This is a genomic window from Chitinophaga sp. LS1 (assembly GCF_034274695.1).
In the GTDB taxonomy this organism is placed as follows: domain Bacteria; phylum Bacteroidota; class Bacteroidia; order Chitinophagales; family Chitinophagaceae; genus Chitinophaga.
On sequence record NZ_CP128362.1, the window covers coordinates 7,661,233 to 7,677,525 of the forward strand.

Here is a 16,293-nt window from a genome sequence, read left to right on the forward strand (position 1 = left end):
GTCATGCTGTTTTACGTTCTGTTAATCCCATAATACCAGCGTAACTGGCTTCTATGATCACCTTTGCCTGGTTTACCTCGACCGCGTTACCGATGAATTTCTTCTGATCTGCCTGCGATCCCTTAAGGTGATAATCATCTCCAAATCCCTGGATCCGTAGTAATTCTGGAATCTTCAACATCCTCATTTTAATGTCTACTATTCCATGCTTAATCATAAATATTGTGATTTTGGTATTACTTAAGACGTTGTAAGAATGAGGTGGTGATGGAAATTTCATAAATGATATTTGACCGGCAAACACGCCTCCATCTGCCTGTACCAGGTAAATCGGGGCCTTATCTCCCCTTGCAATGATAACCGGTGATGGCTGGTCAATTGAGGTTGAATAACCTCCCCATGCTGGATTTAATAAGAAGGTAGGTGTAACTAGTGATAACCGGTCCTTAGTCGGTAATGTGGAAGCTGGCTCCTCAATAGTATTCAATTGTCCTCCATTGCTATAGTACTTCGCTATGAAACTTACATTTACCAATGACTGTCCATTAAAAGTCGTCACAGTCCCTGCGGGTCCGTCTACAGGGATAACCTTTCCTTTCGGTCTTCCTGAGAAGTGCTTTGCAATGAACATATCATCACCGTTCGCCACATACTTTAGTAACCCGGCGTAAATTCTCTCAAGTGTTTTTTCGGAAAGCGGCTTCTTTCTATCAAATATGGACTTCCCTTCATCTGTTAAATCCAATACTTCTTTTACAGCCCTCCATTTATCCAGCTGGCCAAACATGCCTGTATGTGATGGCTTTTTGCTGTGCGTAGCTTCCGGCCAGGTAATCGACAAGCCTGGTCGCATAAACTGGGCAAAGTACCTACGGCGGGAGGTATAGGCCCCGAAGTCAGCGGCATTTAAGATTCGGTAGTCAAAGTTGTAACCGTAAGACTGCATTTTGTTTACCCACCTGATATAATCCTCTCCATTACGCTTTGAAATTGGTTTGCCGTTTCCGTCAAGTGGTCCCCAAGCCATGAACTCTTCCACGTTTTCAATAAACCATCCATCCAGGTATAACTCTTCTTCATACCGGAACAAGTGTTCAGCAAGCGTGCGGCTGTCTGCATCCCTCGGAAGCCCTCCTTTTGCTTTCGAAAAATTGGTACACTCAATAGAGGCCCAGATAAATATCAGGCAATCCGGATCCTGTCGGCGGAGCTTTTTTACGATAACCTTCAATTCAGCAAGATCAAGCACCTGAATTTTCTCAACGTAGTGGATACAATCAGGATGATTTGCTTCATGAGATTCGATGGCAAGTGGATCATGATTCACACAAGCAATCACTTTGGCAAACTGCTGCTCCTTATACCGTGCTCGGTGGATGCCTGATGTAACTCCACCAGCACCGCAAAAAAGGTCTATGAAATATATCTTTCTCATAATTGTTTTTCCAGTTCGCTAATAACTTTTTTGTAATTCTTGACTGTAAACCTGATCACCTTCCAACCCAGCCCATGTGCCGCGTTATACTTTTCAGTGTCCTTTGTGTACCCATTGAGCGTTGTATGCCCAGACTTTTCACTCATCAACCCCTCATACTCGATGCCGATCATTTTGTCTGGTAGTGCGAAGTCGAAACGCCACATTCTTTCAGGGTGGAAACGATGTTCCTTTACTACATAGTTTCCAGTTTCCAGAGACCAGGCTACCAGATTTCCCCACATCCAAATAACTTGCTTACAATCCTTACGAGGAATTTTTTCGCCCTTTTTCTTTGCCGGCTGCTCCAACTCCCGGATCACATCCGCGTTGATCTTTGCGCAAGCGCTTTTCTTCAGCTGGTCCAATGGAATTACTGTCTTTCTCATCAGAATGGGAGGTCTGTTTGTTCAAACTTTGCATTGGCCTCGGAAAGAGGGATAAGATTACCTGTATACTTTTCGCTGGCACCTTCCAGGAAGAAAGGCTCTTCGAATATCTGTACATCCAGCCTCGCCTTCAGTGCCAGCGTCTCTAGTTTACCATTCCTGTGCTTTGCAATCTTCAGGTAAGTATTTCCTTTGACGGTATCGTCAACCTCTTTTTCATTCTTCTGGTAATCATCCCGGTAGAGGAACATCACCATATCAGCGTCCTGTTCGATCGCACCAGATTCACGCAGATCAGAAAGCATGGGCATACTCCCGGATCTTTTTTCTACATCACGAGATAGTTGGGATAGAGCTATGATAGGTATGCCCAGTTCTTTCGCAAGAGATTTTATCTGCCTGGAAATTTTACTTATTTCCTGTTCGCGGTTACCGTTCTTTCCATCAGTACCTGCTGTCATCAGCTGTAGGTAATCAATGATGATGAATCCGACCCCGTGCTTGTTTACCATCTTACGAGCCTTTGATCGCAGTTCGAGGATGGATAACCCTGGTGTATCATCAATGAAAATGTTCTGATTGAGCAGCTTTTCATTCCACTGATTGCGGAGAGTTTCAAGTTGCCATGATTCCAGCTTCCCACGGCGGATAGCATCAAGCGGCACCTCACAGGATGCTGACATTATCCTTTGCGTAACCTGCCCAGTGGACATTTCAAGGCTAAATACGCCGGCTTTCACCGGTTTTATTGGGTGATATGCGGCATTTTTAGCAAGGTTCAGCGCGAAGGCAGTTTTTCCTACAGATGGTCTGGCTGCGATGATGATGAAGTCCGTATTCTGCCAGCCGGCAGTGAGTACATCTAGTGATCTGAATCCTGTGTGCACCCCAGTAACATCAAGTTTCTGAGTGGTACGCACCTGCAGCTCATCTATCTCTTTGGAATAGGCGGCTGATATCGGCTTGAAATCTCTCTTCAGATGCCCGGCCGACAGGTTGAAGAACTCTGCACCCACAGTATCCATCAGGTCAAATACATCCTGCTCCTGCTTGTATGATTCTGTCATAGCTATGGCAGCTATCCTGATCAACTCCCTGCTCATGTACTTTTGCAAGATGATTCTGGCATGCGCTTCTACATTGGCAGATGACACAACAGTATTTGTGAGAGTCGTGACGTAGTATGCGTTACCTACATTTTCCAGCTCCCCCATAGTTTTTAGTTCCCCAACAACAGTAAGAATATCGATCGGGGAGAACTTCTCCGCCAGCCTGCCCATAGCCGTATAAATCTTCTGGTGGGCATCGTTGTAAAAGACTTCGGTTTTTACTATTTCAGCAACTATGTCATAAGCCCCTTTTTCAAGCATAATCGCACCCAGGACAGCCTTTTCCATCTCTATTTCCTGCGGGGGTAGGTACCCTCCCATGAAATCATTGGGACGATAAACGTCTGGTACGTTCTTCCAGTTCTTTCCGTTTCCTTTGGTATTCCTCTGTAGATTGAGATCCCTGTTGCCCATCACTGCTATTGTTTTTCACTTTATTAAATTTTGCATCATTCTTTTCCCACTTGATCAGTCGCAGCTTCAGGTCCCACGTTTCCTCCAATTCGCATTTCATCTTAGTTTTAGACCTATTCGGCTCCGACCAGTGGTTGTAAAAAGCGCGCAGCATTTCCGGTTTATACTGCTCCAGGTAATAGGTCAGTTCCTGATAGAACTTCTGCTGACGTTCCACCAGCTTACCCTGCTTTTCCTGTAGTTTATCTTTTTGAGAAGAAGAATTTTCGGTAGGGGGAGGATGAGGCGCAGCCTCTTCCGGCACAATCAATTCTTCTTTTATTTCTTTTTCTTTTCTTTTATTTAATTTGTTGATAACTTCCGCCTTATTTTGAGTTTCTTCCGCCTGATTGCCGTCATTAACTTCCAAAAGCCAGATATTTTCGTTTAGTACCCTATCCTTACGCTTGCGTGTTGCATCCAGCCATGTCTTTTGTATACGTTCTGATGTGAGAATGTGAAACGTATTAAACACGGTCTGATCTAATAGCCCCCATTTAATAAACCTCGGTACAACCTCATTAACGAAACTCAAGGAGAAACCACAGTAATTGTAACGTCTCAAGAACTTCAGTTGTACTTCTTCATTCCACTCAGCAAAGTATCCTTCGTTTTTATAAATCCAACCTAATAGCTTCATCCATAATAATTCACCCTTTGATCCATATTCACCTATGATCATACCGAGCTTGTCATCCTGATCCAGGTCGATGTCGATCGGGAAGTAATCCAGTCCTATTTTTGCCGGCCTAGCCATTTAGAATAATTCCTTTTGTTTTGATTCACGGATCTTTACCTCTTCATTAATGAATGCATCCAGGGACTTCTCCCACTGCTTCGCTTTCTCCAGATCCGAGGAAGCCCTGTACTTGAAATATTCCCTTTGAAGCCCCCTTGTCCTTCTGGCAAGTTCAAATAGGCGATCAAACTTCTTCTGAAGCGCATCCAGCTTTTCATTGGTATTGTCTGCCATAGGTTTACTTTTTGTAGATGTTGATCAAATCATCCAGTACACTCGTCTGAATATCGTCTCCTCCTGCGCTTATTGCCTGTACTATCTCCCTTTTCTTTTCAATAATTCCATAGATATGATTATCGATCGTATTGGTACCGGCGAAGTATACACAATGCACGTTATCCTTCACCCCGATACGATATGCTCTGTCCTCCGCCTGGTCGTGGTGCATCGGGTTCCATCCAAATTCAAGGAACAGGACTGTAGATGCTGCAGTAAGGGTATGACCTACTGCCCCTGCCTGGAAATTGAGAACTATGGCAGGCACCTTCGGATCCTTTTGAAAACGGTTCTTATTATCCTGCCTGGCTTCCAATGATTCTTCCCCGGTCAGCCTTACGGCTCCCTTAATGGATTCTGCCACTAAGGAGACCATCTCAATATGCCAGCAGAAGATGATCACCTTTTTACCGGCGGATATGATTTCCTGTGCATATTCCAGTAGTGCATCGATCTTGCCCTTACCGGATAGCTTCTTCAGAACACCGATTTGAACCAGTGCTTCCGCCCTCATGGCGTTAGTAATCTGTTCTGATGTCTTCCCGGATTCTTCCAGGAACTGCATGAAGTTGCGCTCTGCCTTTTCATATTCTTTTCGGTTAGACAGCTCACAGTGGATAAGCTGCCTTGTTTTGTCCGGCAGATCCTTTAGCACATCCTTCTTCATCCGCATGTAAAAGCATGATTTACGCAGCCGGTAAGCCAATTCAGGCAGATTTTGAGCACGTCCACCAGGATAGAATGTATCAAGAAAGTTCTTCTGTCCGCCGAATTCTGATTTCAATGCACCGGTAATTCTCAGTGGCACCAGCAGATCCTTCGGATCATTCACAACAAAGGTTCCGGAAAGAAGGAGTTTATATTCAGGATGCTGTGCAATAGCTTCGGCATACTTGCTTTGCTGGGTTGAATGGTCCTTGATTCTATGCGCCTCGTCAATGATGATGGATTTGAACATCTTCGCACGTTCATTGACGATGATCTTTTCTATGTTCCCATTCTTGTCAGTAATAACAGAATCAATGAAATACTTTCTCAAACCCTCATAATTGCAGATGAATACACCAATACCCATCTGGCTCCAAATGTTTCCCCAGGTCCTCCTTATTGAATCGTCCATAAGGACCGACCGTCTACCCGCAACTATCTGCCACTCATCCTGCCAGTTCAGCTTCAATGAAGAAGGGCATATTACCAGGCAGGGGAATGCGTTTGCAATGGATACGGTAGCAATTGACTGGGTTGTTTTACCAAGCCCCATGTCGTCACCACACATTACTCCCTTATTGTCCAGTTGAAATGCGACTCCCTCACCCTGGAAAGGGAATAGTTTACGTTTGATATAATCCAGTTCATTTACCTGCAGCTGAGGCAAGGCGGGAAAATCTTTCCAGTTCTGAAGCTGCGTATCAGTATCAACAAAATGGAACTTATGCTTTTGAGCAAAAGCCACCAGCTCATTTCTATGATCCTTTTTGATTCTGAAGGTCTTACTGGCAGGATCGAATCGGCGAGTGGGGAAATGATGTTTTATAAGATCCACCATGATCCTCCTGTAAGGAAACTTAACTTCGAACCATTCCTTCTTTTCTACGATGATATGTGTAGGTGACTGTTCCATTTTTTAAGCTGATAGTGATGGGACCCGAAGGCCCTAATTATGCTGCATCCTCTTCATTACCATTATCAAATGGTAATTCCTGTTGAGCATCAGGCGCATGCTTTCCAGCCAGGTACGATTCAATTTCTGACATCACCAGGGCGGTGATCTCACCAAGCTCAGAGGCATATCCATATCCGTCTTCGTCACCCCATTTAATTGCAGGCGGAGATAGGGGCATCTTCTTTTCCGTAGTGAGTTCCACGGATCCGCTGATCTTCACACCTGATTCGTCAGGTAGAAAGGTTATACTGTTAACAGGATATTTATTTACAATCTCATCGCTGGGGCTGTCAACATCATTTAGCTCATCCTGCTTCAGGTGCTCCGAGGATAAGCCCAGGTGAACATTCATTCTCCGGAACGCCAGTTTCAAATCATTGTGAACCGGCGCGGAGTAATCGCTTTTACTGTCGATGTAAGTACCATCCTTTTGCCTTTCTGACATTTCAAGAGATAGCCCGTGTCCGGATGTCAACACAGCTTTTTTGATAGTAATGTTCTTGCTCATTGAAGAGTGATTTGTTTGAAAAAATATTACTGTTTCAGTGACGCTGTTATTAGCGGCCACAATGTTTTACCGTTAATAGTTATGTGTTCAGAGCCAATGAGAACCCTACCGGACTTTACCTCCTGTACACTATAAACTAATGCCCTTGCCATCACGCTACTATTGAATAGCATCCCTTTAGTTACGTTCTCTTTAGCCCTTAATTCAAATCCATTTTTAGTTACCTCCAAATACCAATCAGTCGGCTCTTCCTCATCTTGATGGAATGATACTCTGTCACCATCTTTCAACCCTATCAGGGTACATGCGCCAATACTAAAGTTGAAGAGACCTGTTTTCGTATTGAAATGTACGCAAGGTTTACTCTCTCTAATAGGAGTGACATTTTCAGAATTGAATGTTTTAAGATTCATGGCATTAGTTTATTAGTTAGATGAATTATGCTCGTTTCTGCCGGCCAACGATTGGAGTTCCCTTTGACCTTTTAAGCACCCTCCCGGGAGTAGTTTTGAAGAACTCATCATACACATCAGCCAGCGCGGTACCTAGTTCTTTGGTATCTATATCCTCTGTCACGTAGAGACGCATTCCATACTGGTAATACTCGCTGAGGATTTTACGCTGATGCTTGCCATTTTTATCCTGGCGGGTAACTATCTTTCCGATCATTGGATTTGATGTTTTAGTATTCATTTGGGTACGGTATTACAATGTTTAAGTATTGAGCAGCCCAGCTTATGATCTGCTCGATGTATTCTGAGAATTCAAATGTTGTTAGTTCGGTAGTACTTCTCGTGGACGGGATACGCTCGTCTGTATTTTTATTCACGATCTCCTTCTTCAAAAACAGGTGCTTCATTACTTCATGGGCGTCTTCATCTGTCACAACTGCATCGTATCCAGCATCTCTGAGGCCATCCTTTACCATACCGCAGATGACACCCCAGTAATAGGCATTCTGAGATAGGCTTCTCACCTTACGCGGTGATACCTTGACCAGGTACATACCGTCGCGCAGTTCATCAAACTGCTTTCTGATGACTGCAGGATTAGCAATTTTACCGTTGGCAATATGTACTACGCGTTCTGACATCAGATAGGATTTACATTGAATGGAATCTTCAATCCCTTCTCAGCTATGTGAACCATCTTACCAGTTAGCTCCCTGATTTCCCTCCTAAACAGGAATTGATCACTGTTGCTGTCTGAAAGGTGGATAAGGACAATATTGTTTACACTGCTCATGTCATTGGCAGCCAGCAGTTCCTTGCAGGTTTTAAGGTTCATGTGTGACTGAATAATTCGGTCACGAAGAAAGACTGGCGTACCGTTATTGTCGATTATATCTGTATCGTGATTACACTCTATAATGATATTATTCAGGCCAGGGAAGGTGTAATCACAATAGTATGTATCTGTCAGGAAGAGCACTAACCCGCACTCCGCATGAGAGATAAGGAAGCCGTGACAAGGGACATCATGATTTACGTCAAATGCTTTCACTCTGAAACCTTCGATATGACAAGTCATCCCCGCCACCAAGATATTGGCCCGGTAATGCAGTCTGACTCCTTTCTCATCAAGTGTGTGTGCATTTGACCAAACAGGAATACCAGCTTTTAAGACATCACCTATTGATGAAGCGTGGTCACCGTGGCAATGAGAAACAATACAAGACACTCTGCTCAGGTCAAAGTTTAGAGCTTCTTTTATCCGCTTCATAGGCACCCCGCACTCAATTAGGAGTGTTTCACCATTACTGGCGCGAAGTAGGTAGCCGTTACCAGCACTGTTGCTGCCTAAAACAATCAGTTCCATCAGATAGGATTTTGTTCGCCGCTTGTTGAATTGATTTCTTCTCGTTTTTGAGCAGAAGGATCGGCCGCCGGTGTGGTAGCAGGAGTGCTATCCATTGTCATCTCCTGCTTATTCGCATTCTCTTTAATCTTACCGGCAACCTTGGTAGAGATCTCTTCGTAGTCTATGTCTTCTATATCCTGATTCTCTTCTACAGTTCTCATTCCAAGACTCAGTTCAGGAGCATGCTCATTTGTCCAGAATGATGCGGCGCGATAGCGTAACATCTTTTTGGTCATGATAGGCCACTTGGAACCGGCTTTCGTGTACCAACCCTCAAGAATGGCCATCTTAATGGTTACTTCGGAGCTTTCAATAACCTCATCAGAACCTTTGATAGTGGTATAGGCCACACATTCGATATTGTCGATCTCCGAACCATCGAAGGGAATTTTATAGGTTTTCTTTTGTCCTCCTTCCCACTTTGTTTCAGTGAGTTCCAGCTTTCCAACCTTACCCAGGTTCTGAAACCTGTATTTAAGTTGTTCATACTTTCCGCAAGTATTTATTGTAGAGATCAGGAATTTTGAACTCCATGATGGTTTTCCTTGAATAACATCAAGATTTTGCATTACCATCAATGGACTTGCATTGATTCTTTGAGCTGTTTCAAGTGCTATCATGCAGTTGGCAATTGCTTTTGCAGCTGGATTCTTCTCGGAAGTCCTGTATTTATCTGGAACCAAATCAGAAGCTGAAAACATCTGGCAGAGCCGTTGCATAGTTGCAAACTGCTCGCTGTCGAAATAATTGAAGGCTACTGCCTGATTTGATTGTTTTACTATTTCCATTGTAGTGGGGTATTATGCTGCTTCAATCCGGATGGACTGGTCAGCGGGTGAAACAAATAATGAGATTGTTTGAGATTCAATCTCAGGGATGATGGTTACAGACTCACGGTTGTCACAGAACACCGGAGCAAATACGTCATAATGATTTGAGAAGGTATTGATCACGTCGAGACCAGCCATCATTTTGGCAGCAGTATTCAGGGTAGGATACGGTACTCCCTTGTATTCACATACACAGGTATCAGCCTCCCCACCGTTTACCTGGCGATCGAACAGACGGAAGGATACATATTTGAATTTCCCGTTTACACGACTTTCCAGAATATCCATCTTTGCGCGGGAATATGCATCTACTTCAAACTCCTGACTCTCTATGTCGGCGATTGCCTGCGCGGTGGCCTGCTCATCCTTCTTAAGTTCTTCCACCCTTGCATTGGCTTTAGCGATCGTATCACGGAGAGCCAGCTTTTTACTCAGATCGAATATTTCGGCCTGAATGCGGGCTTTTTCTTCTTTCTCTGAGGTAAGGTCCTGCTTCTCCCCAAGTGCCGCTGTTTCGGCCTTAATTTCAGCATCCAGTGCGCTGATCTCGTCTTTCAGGTTGAGATAGTCTCCGTTGAGATTCAGTTTTGCCTCCACGGCTGTATTGATGTCGAAAGTGCCTTTATTGCGCTCCTGCTCTTCCAGCTGGGATAACTGGTTCTGCAATTCGGCTAGTTTTGCTTTTTCTTCAGAGATATTTATTTGAACTTCGGTAATCCATGATCGTGCTGATTCTTGATTTTCAGAAAGAGTACCTCTGACGTATTTGAATTCATTCGATTCGTCCACCAGCTTTTGCTTACCTGATGCAATTTCAGCATTGAAGTTCTTCAGCAGCTCTTCCTTTTTTATAGCAATATCGCCAGCAGGCAATACCTGTTTGCAGGTAGGACAGGTACAGGACACCTCATCAAAAACAAAAGACTTTGCATTTAGCTCACTCCAACCACTGCGATGTGCTGCTATAGCTCTATCAAGAACCTCAATTTCGTGCTGCCATTTTTCGATTGTTTTTTCTTTTTTGTCTACTTCATCCTCACGAAAACTGATATTCCTTTCAGCAGCTGATATCTGGTTTTTCAACCCTGCGATTTCCAGACCGCCCTTACTTTGCTGAGCAACCAGATCCGTCTTAATCTTCTCACGAATCTGCTCAACCGCCTGTTTCTTGGAGAACACCAGATTACTTTTGGCTGTGATTCCCTTCTGCCTATCAGCAAGAGCTTTGGAGGAATCCATCAGGATAGCCTCAATCTCATTAATTCTGGCCGTGCGTCGGTCAATATCAGACTGCAGCTCTTTCCAATCATGTGCCTCCGGTGTACTACGCATAGCTTCATCAATACGTGCCGGGAATTCGATAGCTGATTTCTTAAGAGTAAGCTTTTTAGCAGCCAGCTGCTTCTTGTGCTCATCCAGTTTTGTACCTGAGTTTAATACCATCAACAACGTGGAAAAGTCGTTTTCAGGGGTAGCAATTTGGCTGATGATATCCTCGGTACTGATTTCTCCGGCAAGTGCAAGCAACCCGCGACGTTGATCCTGCCATGGCAAGGTGTTGAAGAAAAGAGGGTTGGTTACCATCTTTAAGATGTTGGCGGGGATAATCTCATCAACCTTCTTTTGATACTCAGTAGCAGTGTTACACTTAACCCCGTTTACATAAAAGTCGGTATAGTGTCCCTTAAACACCTCCCTGCTTTGGCCTTTTGGCCTCTGCCAATCCTCCAGGTATACACGCTTAAGAGTAACCTCTTTCCCGTCAATAGAGAAGACACCCTCTACCTCGTGGGATTGTCTGTTGAGTTCCCTTTTGAATGTGTTTTTGATCTCGTAATCCTTGCGATCAAATTCGTCCTTACCGGTAAGGAGCCAGTAGAATGCTGTAACAATGGTGGACTTTCCAGATTCGTTTGCACCAGATATTTTAGTCTTATGGCCAAAGTCAATGGACATATCCAAAATGCCTTTGAAGTTGTGAAGTGTCAGTTTTTTAATAATCAGTTTCATGATGTATGGTGTGTTTTATAGTATGATTTTGAATAAAAGGGGGCCGAATTCCTTAGTAAGTATTTGTTATAAATGTTTGTCCGGCCCCCCAGCGTACTTTTTAAAAGGTCTAAATCTCAAAGGGTGTGTTTTCTACTGTTTCATATTGTGAGGTTTTGATGACTAATTAATAAGCATAGCTACTCCAGGCGGTTTATTAACCACAGTGTTGATCTGTAATAACTATCTGTTGATTGATTTGTAATGTTTGAGTAAAAGCAGGGGAATCGAATCCCCCGCCGTACTGCTACACCACAACATAAAGAAATACTTCTTTTGCCCCGTGTACTGGATTCGAACCAGCGACCTCCTATGGTATCCAGCCTTCAAAATATTTCGTTATCAAGCCTCGTATCCTGCCAAACGCTCTACCTACTGAGCTAACACGGAAACCATTCTTAACCCCAAGATCTTTACAACTTCAGAAAGGGCCGGTGCCAGGAATAGCACCGGCTATTCATCCATTGTTTTTAACCCCAAATTTCTTTTCAATTCAATCGATCCAGCCAGTAAGCGAATAATCTAACTGCGATTACTGCGACGAATATTATTAAGAGTCCTGTTGTCATTGATTCTGCTTTGGTGGCGAAGGTATCCGATACCAACACCGAGTAATAAAATGTATATTATGAGTCCACCAACGATGTCTAACCAATTCATGATAATGTTGCTAATGAGTTTACGTATATATAATTTTCACCAATCACCTTTTCCAACTGCCTCCTGTAATATCTCATTAGCCTTTGATACACATACATTCCATCTCTATACGCCCTGTCAATCTGAAATATGGATTCTCCAATGTCATTAATTGCCCTTCCTGATGCCTTAAGCCTGTTCACTTCCACCATAGCCTTGCTTGCTTTATTTTTAGCCCGGATCGCTAGACTCAGAATACAGGATAGCTTTTCGTGTTGCTTTATCAGCTGTGAATTTGATAACTGCATTAGATTACGATTTATGAAGTGATCAATACATGTTGCGTGAAAGGACGTACAACATCACTGATGAAATAAGACTACCCGCAGCAAATCCAGCCGCTAAGTACCACCAGCGATATACAATGTCTCTACGCAATCTGATGTCACAGTCTGGAAACATCTTAATGGCAAAATCGTATGCCGCTTCGGTAGTATTTTTTGCGGTGGCAAACGTTTCAATTCTTGTGTTGCCGTTTTCATCTGTGATAAGGAATTCAAACTTTTTCATATTATGTGTGGTTTTTATTTTTCAATTGTTGTAATCTGACGTAATCTGTTTGCTTTAAACCTCGCGATCTCTGTCTCACTCAATGGACCCGGTTTCCCCTTCTTACGTCCCCGTGAAGGGAGTGAAGCAGAGAGCTGCTCCACCTCTTTCATTAGTCTTTTAGCTTCTTCCTGCACTACCAAGAGGTAGGCATTTAAATTCTTTATTCGGGTCTCTAACTGAGAGAAATCTTGACTCATTGCAATACCATTTTCTTTTCCTCAATCATATCCTGCGCGAGGTTCACAACATCCTGATTCCAGTAGAAGGAATTAGTAGAGAAAGCCGCTTTCACTGTCTGATAATGCACATTACACTCTTCTCTTTCTGACAATTTTATCAGGGTGATGCCGTGGTTGTCAAGCCGCTTTTTAAGCCTTTCCTTCGCTTTTTTGATACCGGATTTTTCCGGTTTTGCTGTTATGCGTACTTCTACTTTTGCCATTTTTCAGTACTTTTACTCGCTTTTGTATTGTATATCGTACAGTACCTTTGCGTTGATAAGTCAAAGATAGTGACAAAAGTCACACAAAAATCACTAATAGTGACTTTTGTCAAAATTTGGATTTTGTTTAATGGATCATACTTTTTATTAAATGGAAAGCAAAAAGGACCTGTCTTTTTTAATAGAAAAGATTAAACTAGCTACCGGGTTGAATCAGGATGGTATAGCTCGAAGGATTAAATACAAGCGAGAAACACTTTCACGGGCTAAGAAGAAGAATGATCTGGAGATTTACGCATTGTTAGAAGAAGAATTTAAGGCAGAACTAGGTCCAGGTCCCGTCGCCCCTCAAAACACAGAAATGACAAAAGAAGATCGGGCACTACTTAAGGCTTTGCTTTTGGAGGTTGTGGCGTTGAAGTCTGAGAGGGAAGGTTCTTCTTTAGAAGAAGCCGAAGCTGAGATAAAGAGAAATACCAGTCTAATACGGAAGGGAATGGACTAGTGCATATTTTTTTGTTTACCATTTTCTCCTTTTTCATAACAATCTAAAATATTGATATTAACAGATATAGGTTGCAAGTACTCAAAAATATATACTCAGTAACGCACTGAATGTGCGTACTATTAATTATTCCAAAAACATGTGAGTTCTCTAACAATAAAATTCTATTAACCGATTTGTCACTCCAAAAACATATACCAAAATGAAGTTGTTTTTACTATTATTTATCTGTTATCCCTTTTTCGTTTCAGCCCAAAATGACACCATTTATCCATATGGAAATAGGACTACAGGAATTTTACATATGTCCCAATATGATTGGTTTAAGGAAGGGGGCAAATTAAAATTGGGCACAGGGAGTGCTCCTTCAGGTGATTTTCAATTTATATACCACACACTTGGCAAGTTGCCACTCCATGGTCAAGACAGTAATAAAATAGTGAAGATTAGCACCATAAAAGCTCAAGGAACCCCAAAAAAAGGACTACGTTGGTTTATGGTGATAAATGGGGAAGGGCTGGAAGATTATATCGTAGAGGTAGCAAATGCATTAGGTTCAGGTGAAATAGCCTCTAATGATCCATCAATTATAAAAAAACTTCAAACAGCTAATAAACCATTTTCTATAGCCGATGAGATTAAGAAGTTTAAGGATTTGCTGGATCAGGGTGTTATTACCCAAGAGGAATTTGATCAACAGAAGAAAAAATTGCTTAACCAATAGCCTGTATTCAAATGAAAGCCTTGATATTATTATTGGCGTCGTTGCTGTTTGCTTCGTGTGGAAAGGAAGAATTGAAACTTGATTTAGTTGAGGTAAAATATGTGATTGTTTCCAATACTAAAGAGCCATATAATTGGATTAAATACTATGAAGCAGATGAATCCGGTTATTCTAAAGATAAAGACTGGATTATTCCTGGTCAAGTAATCGGCAGATTTGAAAAAGTAGTTAAAGTACAAAATGGTCAATCCGCAATGCTAACGGTATATAATTACCAGTCGGGAGATTTTTACATTCTTCTTTTTCAGGGTAATGAAAGATTAGATAGTATAATCGGTGATAGAGCGCGACCTGGCACTTATTACCAAGCAACAATAAGTCAAAAAATTATTAAGAAGTAATGGCAGATAAATTATTCATAGCGGATGAACGTATACTTCAACTTATGGAGTATGCTATATCTACCGATATAGTAGACACACAGAAGGAATTTCTAAATGAAATCGGGTTTGGGGCTAACAACCTTGGGAAGCTGAGAAATGGAGAAAGGCATTTTACGCCAGATAATATTTTGAAAGCAGCAACGATGACAGGAGCAAATCTTAACTGGATATTTGGCCTGGAAAAGAACATGCTAAGAGATGGTAAAAAGCATACAGCAATTGATTTACTTAAATCTGCTGTAATCCAGTTGGAGAGCGAATTACAAGGTAAAAATCAGCGTTAATATAAACGTTAAGACAAACAATAGTTCAAACATAACATACCAGAAAAAAGATTTTATAACTTGTTGATTACAAGATAACGATCGTTTGAATCTAATCACTTCTAAGCAGCAGGTCATTGGTTCGAATCCAATCCGGTTCACTTTTAGAGGTTATTTTTTTCGAAACCCGCTCTCGCAGCGGGTTTCTTGTTTTCGATATTTTTTGGTTGTATCGTGGGACTTTTCCAAGAGGCTGATCACCAATCAACTCACGGTTTGAATCCTAATAAGGAATTGCAATTGTCTTCCTTCGCTTGGGACAAATTTTCAAATCCCTGTAAGTTAGCTGCTATTTCTGCTCTTTAAGTCCCCAGCTATTTTCTGGCAAATTGTCTACTAATAAATATTCCGTCCCAACTTTATTATATTTAAACAGGTTGTTATATTGTCGTTCGCTAAAATCATGAATCGTCTTTGGTAAAGAAATTACATATTTAAATGAAACGGTTGCTGCTTTCCAATAATCAATTATTTCTCTTACTTCTACATATCTAACAGGCCGATTTAAAGTAATTGTCAAGTTTTCTAACTCTTTTTGAGTATAGAATTTGAAAATTATTCCTGATGTATCAATCTTTAATTTTTCAGGATTTAGCGTTTCAATAATAGAACCGTGATTTATCCTGTCAATGCTAATTCTTAAAGTATCATTATCAAGTTCCAATTCCCTTGTCTGTAAGAAGTTTTTAATTCCCGTAGAAATTAAGCGATACTGGCCTATAGGGTCTTGTCTATAAATATTATTAGAGTCGTAATAGAACATCTGTTTAGCTGGAAAATAATTATTCTTACCCCTTTCCTTGTAATAGGAAACATTTCCAATTTTCATTCCTTTTGGAATAATTCTTACTTTATAACTCTCCATTTCTGCAAGTGGAAATATAAACCCTGTTGCTGTGTCAATTTTAATTCTTTGTCCGCAATAATCACAATTGTTCATAATCAGGTTAACTATAGAGCCGGTGTCAGTTTTTTGTATTTTCCCCAAATAATAATAAAATGCTCCATCAGAAGCTGAGTACATCTTTTTCTTCCCAACTATTTGAACAGGGATTTTGTAGATGAAAAAACTGTCTTTGTCAATTAGTAATAAATTTTCATGATACCATTTTCTTGGCGCATCAAAGCATTCATGTTTTCCTTTGTCATCCGTCCAACACATTCTTTCAAGTCCTTTATATAAACCACTTTCAACCTGGGAAAATGATTTAAAACTTGAAAATCCAATCAAAAATATTGTGATGATTATTTTCAT

22 protein-coding genes and 1 tRNA gene are annotated in these 16,293 nt (G+C 41.7%); 4 read left to right on the forward strand and 19 right to left on the reverse strand.

What is annotated here, in order from left to right:
• Position 1: 1 nt before the first annotated feature.
• The 18 genes from QQL36_RS31405 to QQL36_RS31490 all read right to left on the reverse strand — a co-directional run bounded on the left by QQL36_RS31405 (position 2) and on the right by QQL36_RS31490 (position 13,043).
• Positions 2 to 1,435 (reverse strand): DNA cytosine methyltransferase, encoded by a 1,434-nt coding sequence (locus QQL36_RS31405; RefSeq protein ID WP_321567984.1) that lies wholly within the window; start codon positions 1,433 to 1,435, stop codon positions 2 to 4.
• Complete coding sequence (locus QQL36_RS31410; protein ID WP_321567985.1) at positions 1,432 to 1,863, reverse strand: hypothetical protein; 432 nt, start codon at positions 1,861 to 1,863, stop codon at positions 1,432 to 1,434. The genes QQL36_RS31405 and QQL36_RS31410 overlap by 4 nt, the downstream gene beginning before the upstream one ends.
• Positions 1,863 to 3,386, reverse strand: coding sequence for a replicative DNA helicase (gene dnaB / locus QQL36_RS31415; RefSeq protein ID WP_321567986.1), 1,524 nt, complete (start codon positions 3,384 to 3,386; stop codon positions 1,863 to 1,865). The genes QQL36_RS31410 and dnaB overlap by 1 nt, the downstream gene beginning before the upstream one ends.
• Positions 3,298 to 4,182 (reverse strand): DUF4373 domain-containing protein, encoded by an 885-nt coding sequence (locus QQL36_RS31420; protein WP_321567987.1) that lies wholly within the window; start codon positions 4,180 to 4,182, stop codon positions 3,298 to 3,300. The genes dnaB and QQL36_RS31420 overlap by 89 nt, the downstream gene beginning before the upstream one ends.
• The gene (locus QQL36_RS31425; protein ID WP_321567988.1) at positions 4,183 to 4,398 is read right to left on the reverse strand and encodes a hypothetical protein; all 216 of its coding nucleotides are present in this window, start codon (positions 4,396 to 4,398) and stop codon (positions 4,183 to 4,185) included.
• Positions 4,399 to 4,402: 4 nt separating this feature from the next.
• On the reverse strand, positions 4,403 to 6,061 hold the full coding sequence (locus QQL36_RS31430; RefSeq protein WP_321567989.1) for a DEAD/DEAH box helicase: 1,659 nt from the start codon (positions 6,059 to 6,061) through the stop codon (positions 4,403 to 4,405).
• Between the two features lie 37 nt (positions 6,062 to 6,098).
• Complete coding sequence (locus QQL36_RS31435) at positions 6,099 to 6,611, reverse strand: hypothetical protein (protein ID WP_321567990.1); 513 nt, start codon at positions 6,609 to 6,611, stop codon at positions 6,099 to 6,101.
• Positions 6,612 to 6,637: 26 nt separating this feature from the next.
• Positions 6,638 to 7,024: a hypothetical protein gene (locus tag QQL36_RS31440; protein ID WP_321567991.1), complete on the reverse strand. Its 387-nt coding sequence runs from the start codon at positions 7,022 to 7,024 to the stop codon at positions 6,638 to 6,640.
• 25 nt (positions 7,025 to 7,049) lie between these two features.
• Positions 7,050 to 7,304 carry a hypothetical protein gene (locus QQL36_RS31445; protein WP_321567992.1) on the reverse strand — a complete coding sequence of 85 codons (255 nt, stop codon included), beginning with the start codon at positions 7,302 to 7,304 and terminating at the stop codon, positions 7,050 to 7,052.
• Positions 7,294 to 7,704 (reverse strand): hypothetical protein, encoded by a 411-nt coding sequence (locus QQL36_RS31450; RefSeq protein WP_321567993.1) that lies wholly within the window; start codon positions 7,702 to 7,704, stop codon positions 7,294 to 7,296. The genes QQL36_RS31445 and QQL36_RS31450 overlap by 11 nt, the downstream gene beginning before the upstream one ends.
• Positions 7,704 to 8,429, reverse strand: a complete 726-nt coding sequence (locus tag QQL36_RS31455; RefSeq protein ID WP_321567994.1) for an MBL fold metallo-hydrolase — start codon at positions 8,427 to 8,429, stop codon at positions 7,704 to 7,706. The genes QQL36_RS31450 and QQL36_RS31455 overlap by 1 nt, the downstream gene beginning before the upstream one ends.
• Positions 8,429 to 9,259 (reverse strand): hypothetical protein, encoded by an 831-nt coding sequence (locus QQL36_RS31460; protein ID WP_321567995.1) that lies wholly within the window; start codon positions 9,257 to 9,259, stop codon positions 8,429 to 8,431. Before QQL36_RS31460 ends, QQL36_RS31455 begins: the two co-directional genes overlap by 1 nt.
• A 12-nt stretch (positions 9,260 to 9,271) precedes the next feature.
• Positions 9,272 to 11,311 (reverse strand): AAA family ATPase, encoded by a 2,040-nt coding sequence (locus QQL36_RS31465; RefSeq protein ID WP_321567996.1) that lies wholly within the window; start codon positions 11,309 to 11,311, stop codon positions 9,272 to 9,274.
• Positions 11,312 to 11,629: 318 nt separating this feature from the next.
• Positions 11,630 to 11,740, reverse strand: a tRNA-OTHER gene (locus tag QQL36_RS31470).
• 266 nt (positions 11,741 to 12,006) lie between these two features.
• Complete coding sequence (locus QQL36_RS31475; protein ID WP_321567997.1) at positions 12,007 to 12,297, reverse strand: hypothetical protein; 291 nt, start codon at positions 12,295 to 12,297, stop codon at positions 12,007 to 12,009.
• 22 nt (positions 12,298 to 12,319) lie between these two features.
• The gene (locus tag QQL36_RS31480) at positions 12,320 to 12,559 is read right to left on the reverse strand and encodes a hypothetical protein (protein WP_321567998.1); all 240 of its coding nucleotides are present in this window, start codon (positions 12,557 to 12,559) and stop codon (positions 12,320 to 12,322) included.
• A gap of 14 nt (positions 12,560 to 12,573) precedes the next feature.
• On the reverse strand, positions 12,574 to 12,798 hold the full coding sequence (locus QQL36_RS31485) for a hypothetical protein (RefSeq protein WP_321567999.1): 225 nt from the start codon (positions 12,796 to 12,798) through the stop codon (positions 12,574 to 12,576).
• A complete protein-coding gene (locus QQL36_RS31490; RefSeq protein ID WP_321568000.1) occupies positions 12,795 to 13,043 on the reverse strand; it encodes a hypothetical protein in 249 nt (82 codons plus the stop codon). The genes QQL36_RS31485 and QQL36_RS31490 overlap by 4 nt, the downstream gene beginning before the upstream one ends.
• 151 nt (positions 13,044 to 13,194) lie before the next feature.
• On the opposite strand from QQL36_RS31490, the gene QQL36_RS31495 reads away from it, so the two are divergent.
• The 4 genes from QQL36_RS31495 to QQL36_RS31510 all read left to right on the forward strand — a co-directional run bounded on the left by QQL36_RS31495 (position 13,195) and on the right by QQL36_RS31510 (position 14,999).
• Positions 13,195 to 13,548, forward strand: coding sequence for a hypothetical protein (locus QQL36_RS31495; protein ID WP_321568001.1), 354 nt, complete (start codon positions 13,195 to 13,197; stop codon positions 13,546 to 13,548).
• 202 nt (positions 13,549 to 13,750) lie between these two features.
• Complete coding sequence (locus tag QQL36_RS31500; RefSeq protein ID WP_321568002.1) at positions 13,751 to 14,272, forward strand: SHOCT domain-containing protein; 522 nt, start codon at positions 13,751 to 13,753, stop codon at positions 14,270 to 14,272.
• Positions 14,273 to 14,283: 11 nt separating this feature from the next.
• Positions 14,284 to 14,673: a hypothetical protein gene (locus tag QQL36_RS31505; RefSeq protein ID WP_321568003.1), complete on the forward strand. Its 390-nt coding sequence runs from the start codon at positions 14,284 to 14,286 to the stop codon at positions 14,671 to 14,673.
• Complete coding sequence (locus QQL36_RS31510; protein WP_321568004.1) at positions 14,673 to 14,999, forward strand: hypothetical protein; 327 nt, start codon at positions 14,673 to 14,675, stop codon at positions 14,997 to 14,999. Before QQL36_RS31505 ends, QQL36_RS31510 begins: the two co-directional genes overlap by 1 nt.
• Positions 15,000 to 15,327: 328 nt before the next feature.
• Here QQL36_RS31510 and QQL36_RS31515 read toward each other — a convergent pair whose 3' ends face one another.
• Positions 15,328 to 16,293, reverse strand: coding sequence for a hypothetical protein (locus QQL36_RS31515; protein ID WP_321568005.1), 966 nt, complete (start codon positions 16,291 to 16,293; stop codon positions 15,328 to 15,330).

Coding starts and splice junctions, on each gene's coding strand:
- QQL36_RS31405 (WP_321567984.1), bottom strand. CDS start 1,435: ATGAGAAAGATATATTTCATAGACCTTTTTTGCGGTGCTGGTGGAGTT.
- QQL36_RS31410 (WP_321567985.1), bottom strand. CDS start 1,863: ATGAGAAAGACAGTAATTCCATTGGACCAGCTGAAGAAAAGCGCTTGC.
- dnaB (WP_321567986.1), bottom strand. CDS start 3,386: ATGGGCAACAGGGATCTCAATCTACAGAGGAATACCAAAGGAAACGGA.
- QQL36_RS31420 (WP_321567987.1), bottom strand. CDS start 4,182: ATGGCTAGGCCGGCAAAAATAGGACTGGATTACTTCCCGATCGACATC.
- QQL36_RS31425 (WP_321567988.1), bottom strand. CDS start 4,398: ATGGCAGACAATACCAATGAAAAGCTGGATGCGCTTCAGAAGAAGTTT.
- QQL36_RS31430 (WP_321567989.1), bottom strand. CDS start 6,061: ATGGAACAGTCACCTACACATATCATCGTAGAAAAGAAGGAATGGTTC.
- QQL36_RS31435 (WP_321567990.1), bottom strand. CDS start 6,611: ATGAGCAAGAACATTACTATCAAAAAAGCTGTGTTGACATCCGGACAC.
- QQL36_RS31440 (WP_321567991.1), bottom strand. CDS start 7,024: ATGAATCTTAAAACATTCAATTCTGAAAATGTCACTCCTATTAGAGAG.
- QQL36_RS31445 (WP_321567992.1), bottom strand. CDS start 7,304: ATGAATACTAAAACATCAAATCCAATGATCGGAAAGATAGTTACCCGC.
- QQL36_RS31450 (WP_321567993.1), bottom strand. CDS start 7,704: ATGTCAGAACGCGTAGTACATATTGCCAACGGTAAAATTGCTAATCCT.
- QQL36_RS31455 (WP_321567994.1), bottom strand. CDS start 8,429: ATGGAACTGATTGTTTTAGGCAGCAACAGTGCTGGTAACGGCTACCTA.
- QQL36_RS31460 (WP_321567995.1), bottom strand. CDS start 9,259: ATGGAAATAGTAAAACAATCAAATCAGGCAGTAGCCTTCAATTATTTC.
- QQL36_RS31465 (WP_321567996.1), bottom strand. CDS start 11,311: ATGAAACTGATTATTAAAAAACTGACACTTCACAACTTCAAAGGCATT.
- QQL36_RS31475 (WP_321567997.1), bottom strand. CDS start 12,297: ATGCAGTTATCAAATTCACAGCTGATAAAGCAACACGAAAAGCTATCC.
- QQL36_RS31480 (WP_321567998.1), bottom strand. CDS start 12,559: ATGAAAAAGTTTGAATTCCTTATCACAGATGAAAACGGCAACACAAGA.
- QQL36_RS31485 (WP_321567999.1), bottom strand. CDS start 12,798: ATGAGTCAAGATTTCTCTCAGTTAGAGACCCGAATAAAGAATTTAAAT.
- QQL36_RS31490 (WP_321568000.1), bottom strand. CDS start 13,043: ATGGCAAAAGTAGAAGTACGCATAACAGCAAAACCGGAAAAATCCGGT.
- QQL36_RS31495 (WP_321568001.1), top strand. CDS start 13,195: ATGGAAAGCAAAAAGGACCTGTCTTTTTTAATAGAAAAGATTAAACTA.
- QQL36_RS31500 (WP_321568002.1), top strand. CDS start 13,751: ATGAAGTTGTTTTTACTATTATTTATCTGTTATCCCTTTTTCGTTTCA.
- QQL36_RS31505 (WP_321568003.1), top strand. CDS start 14,284: ATGAAAGCCTTGATATTATTATTGGCGTCGTTGCTGTTTGCTTCGTGT.
- QQL36_RS31510 (WP_321568004.1), top strand. CDS start 14,673: ATGGCAGATAAATTATTCATAGCGGATGAACGTATACTTCAACTTATG.
- QQL36_RS31515 (WP_321568005.1), bottom strand. CDS start 16,293: ATGAAAATAATCATCACAATATTTTTGATTGGATTTTCAAGTTTTAAA.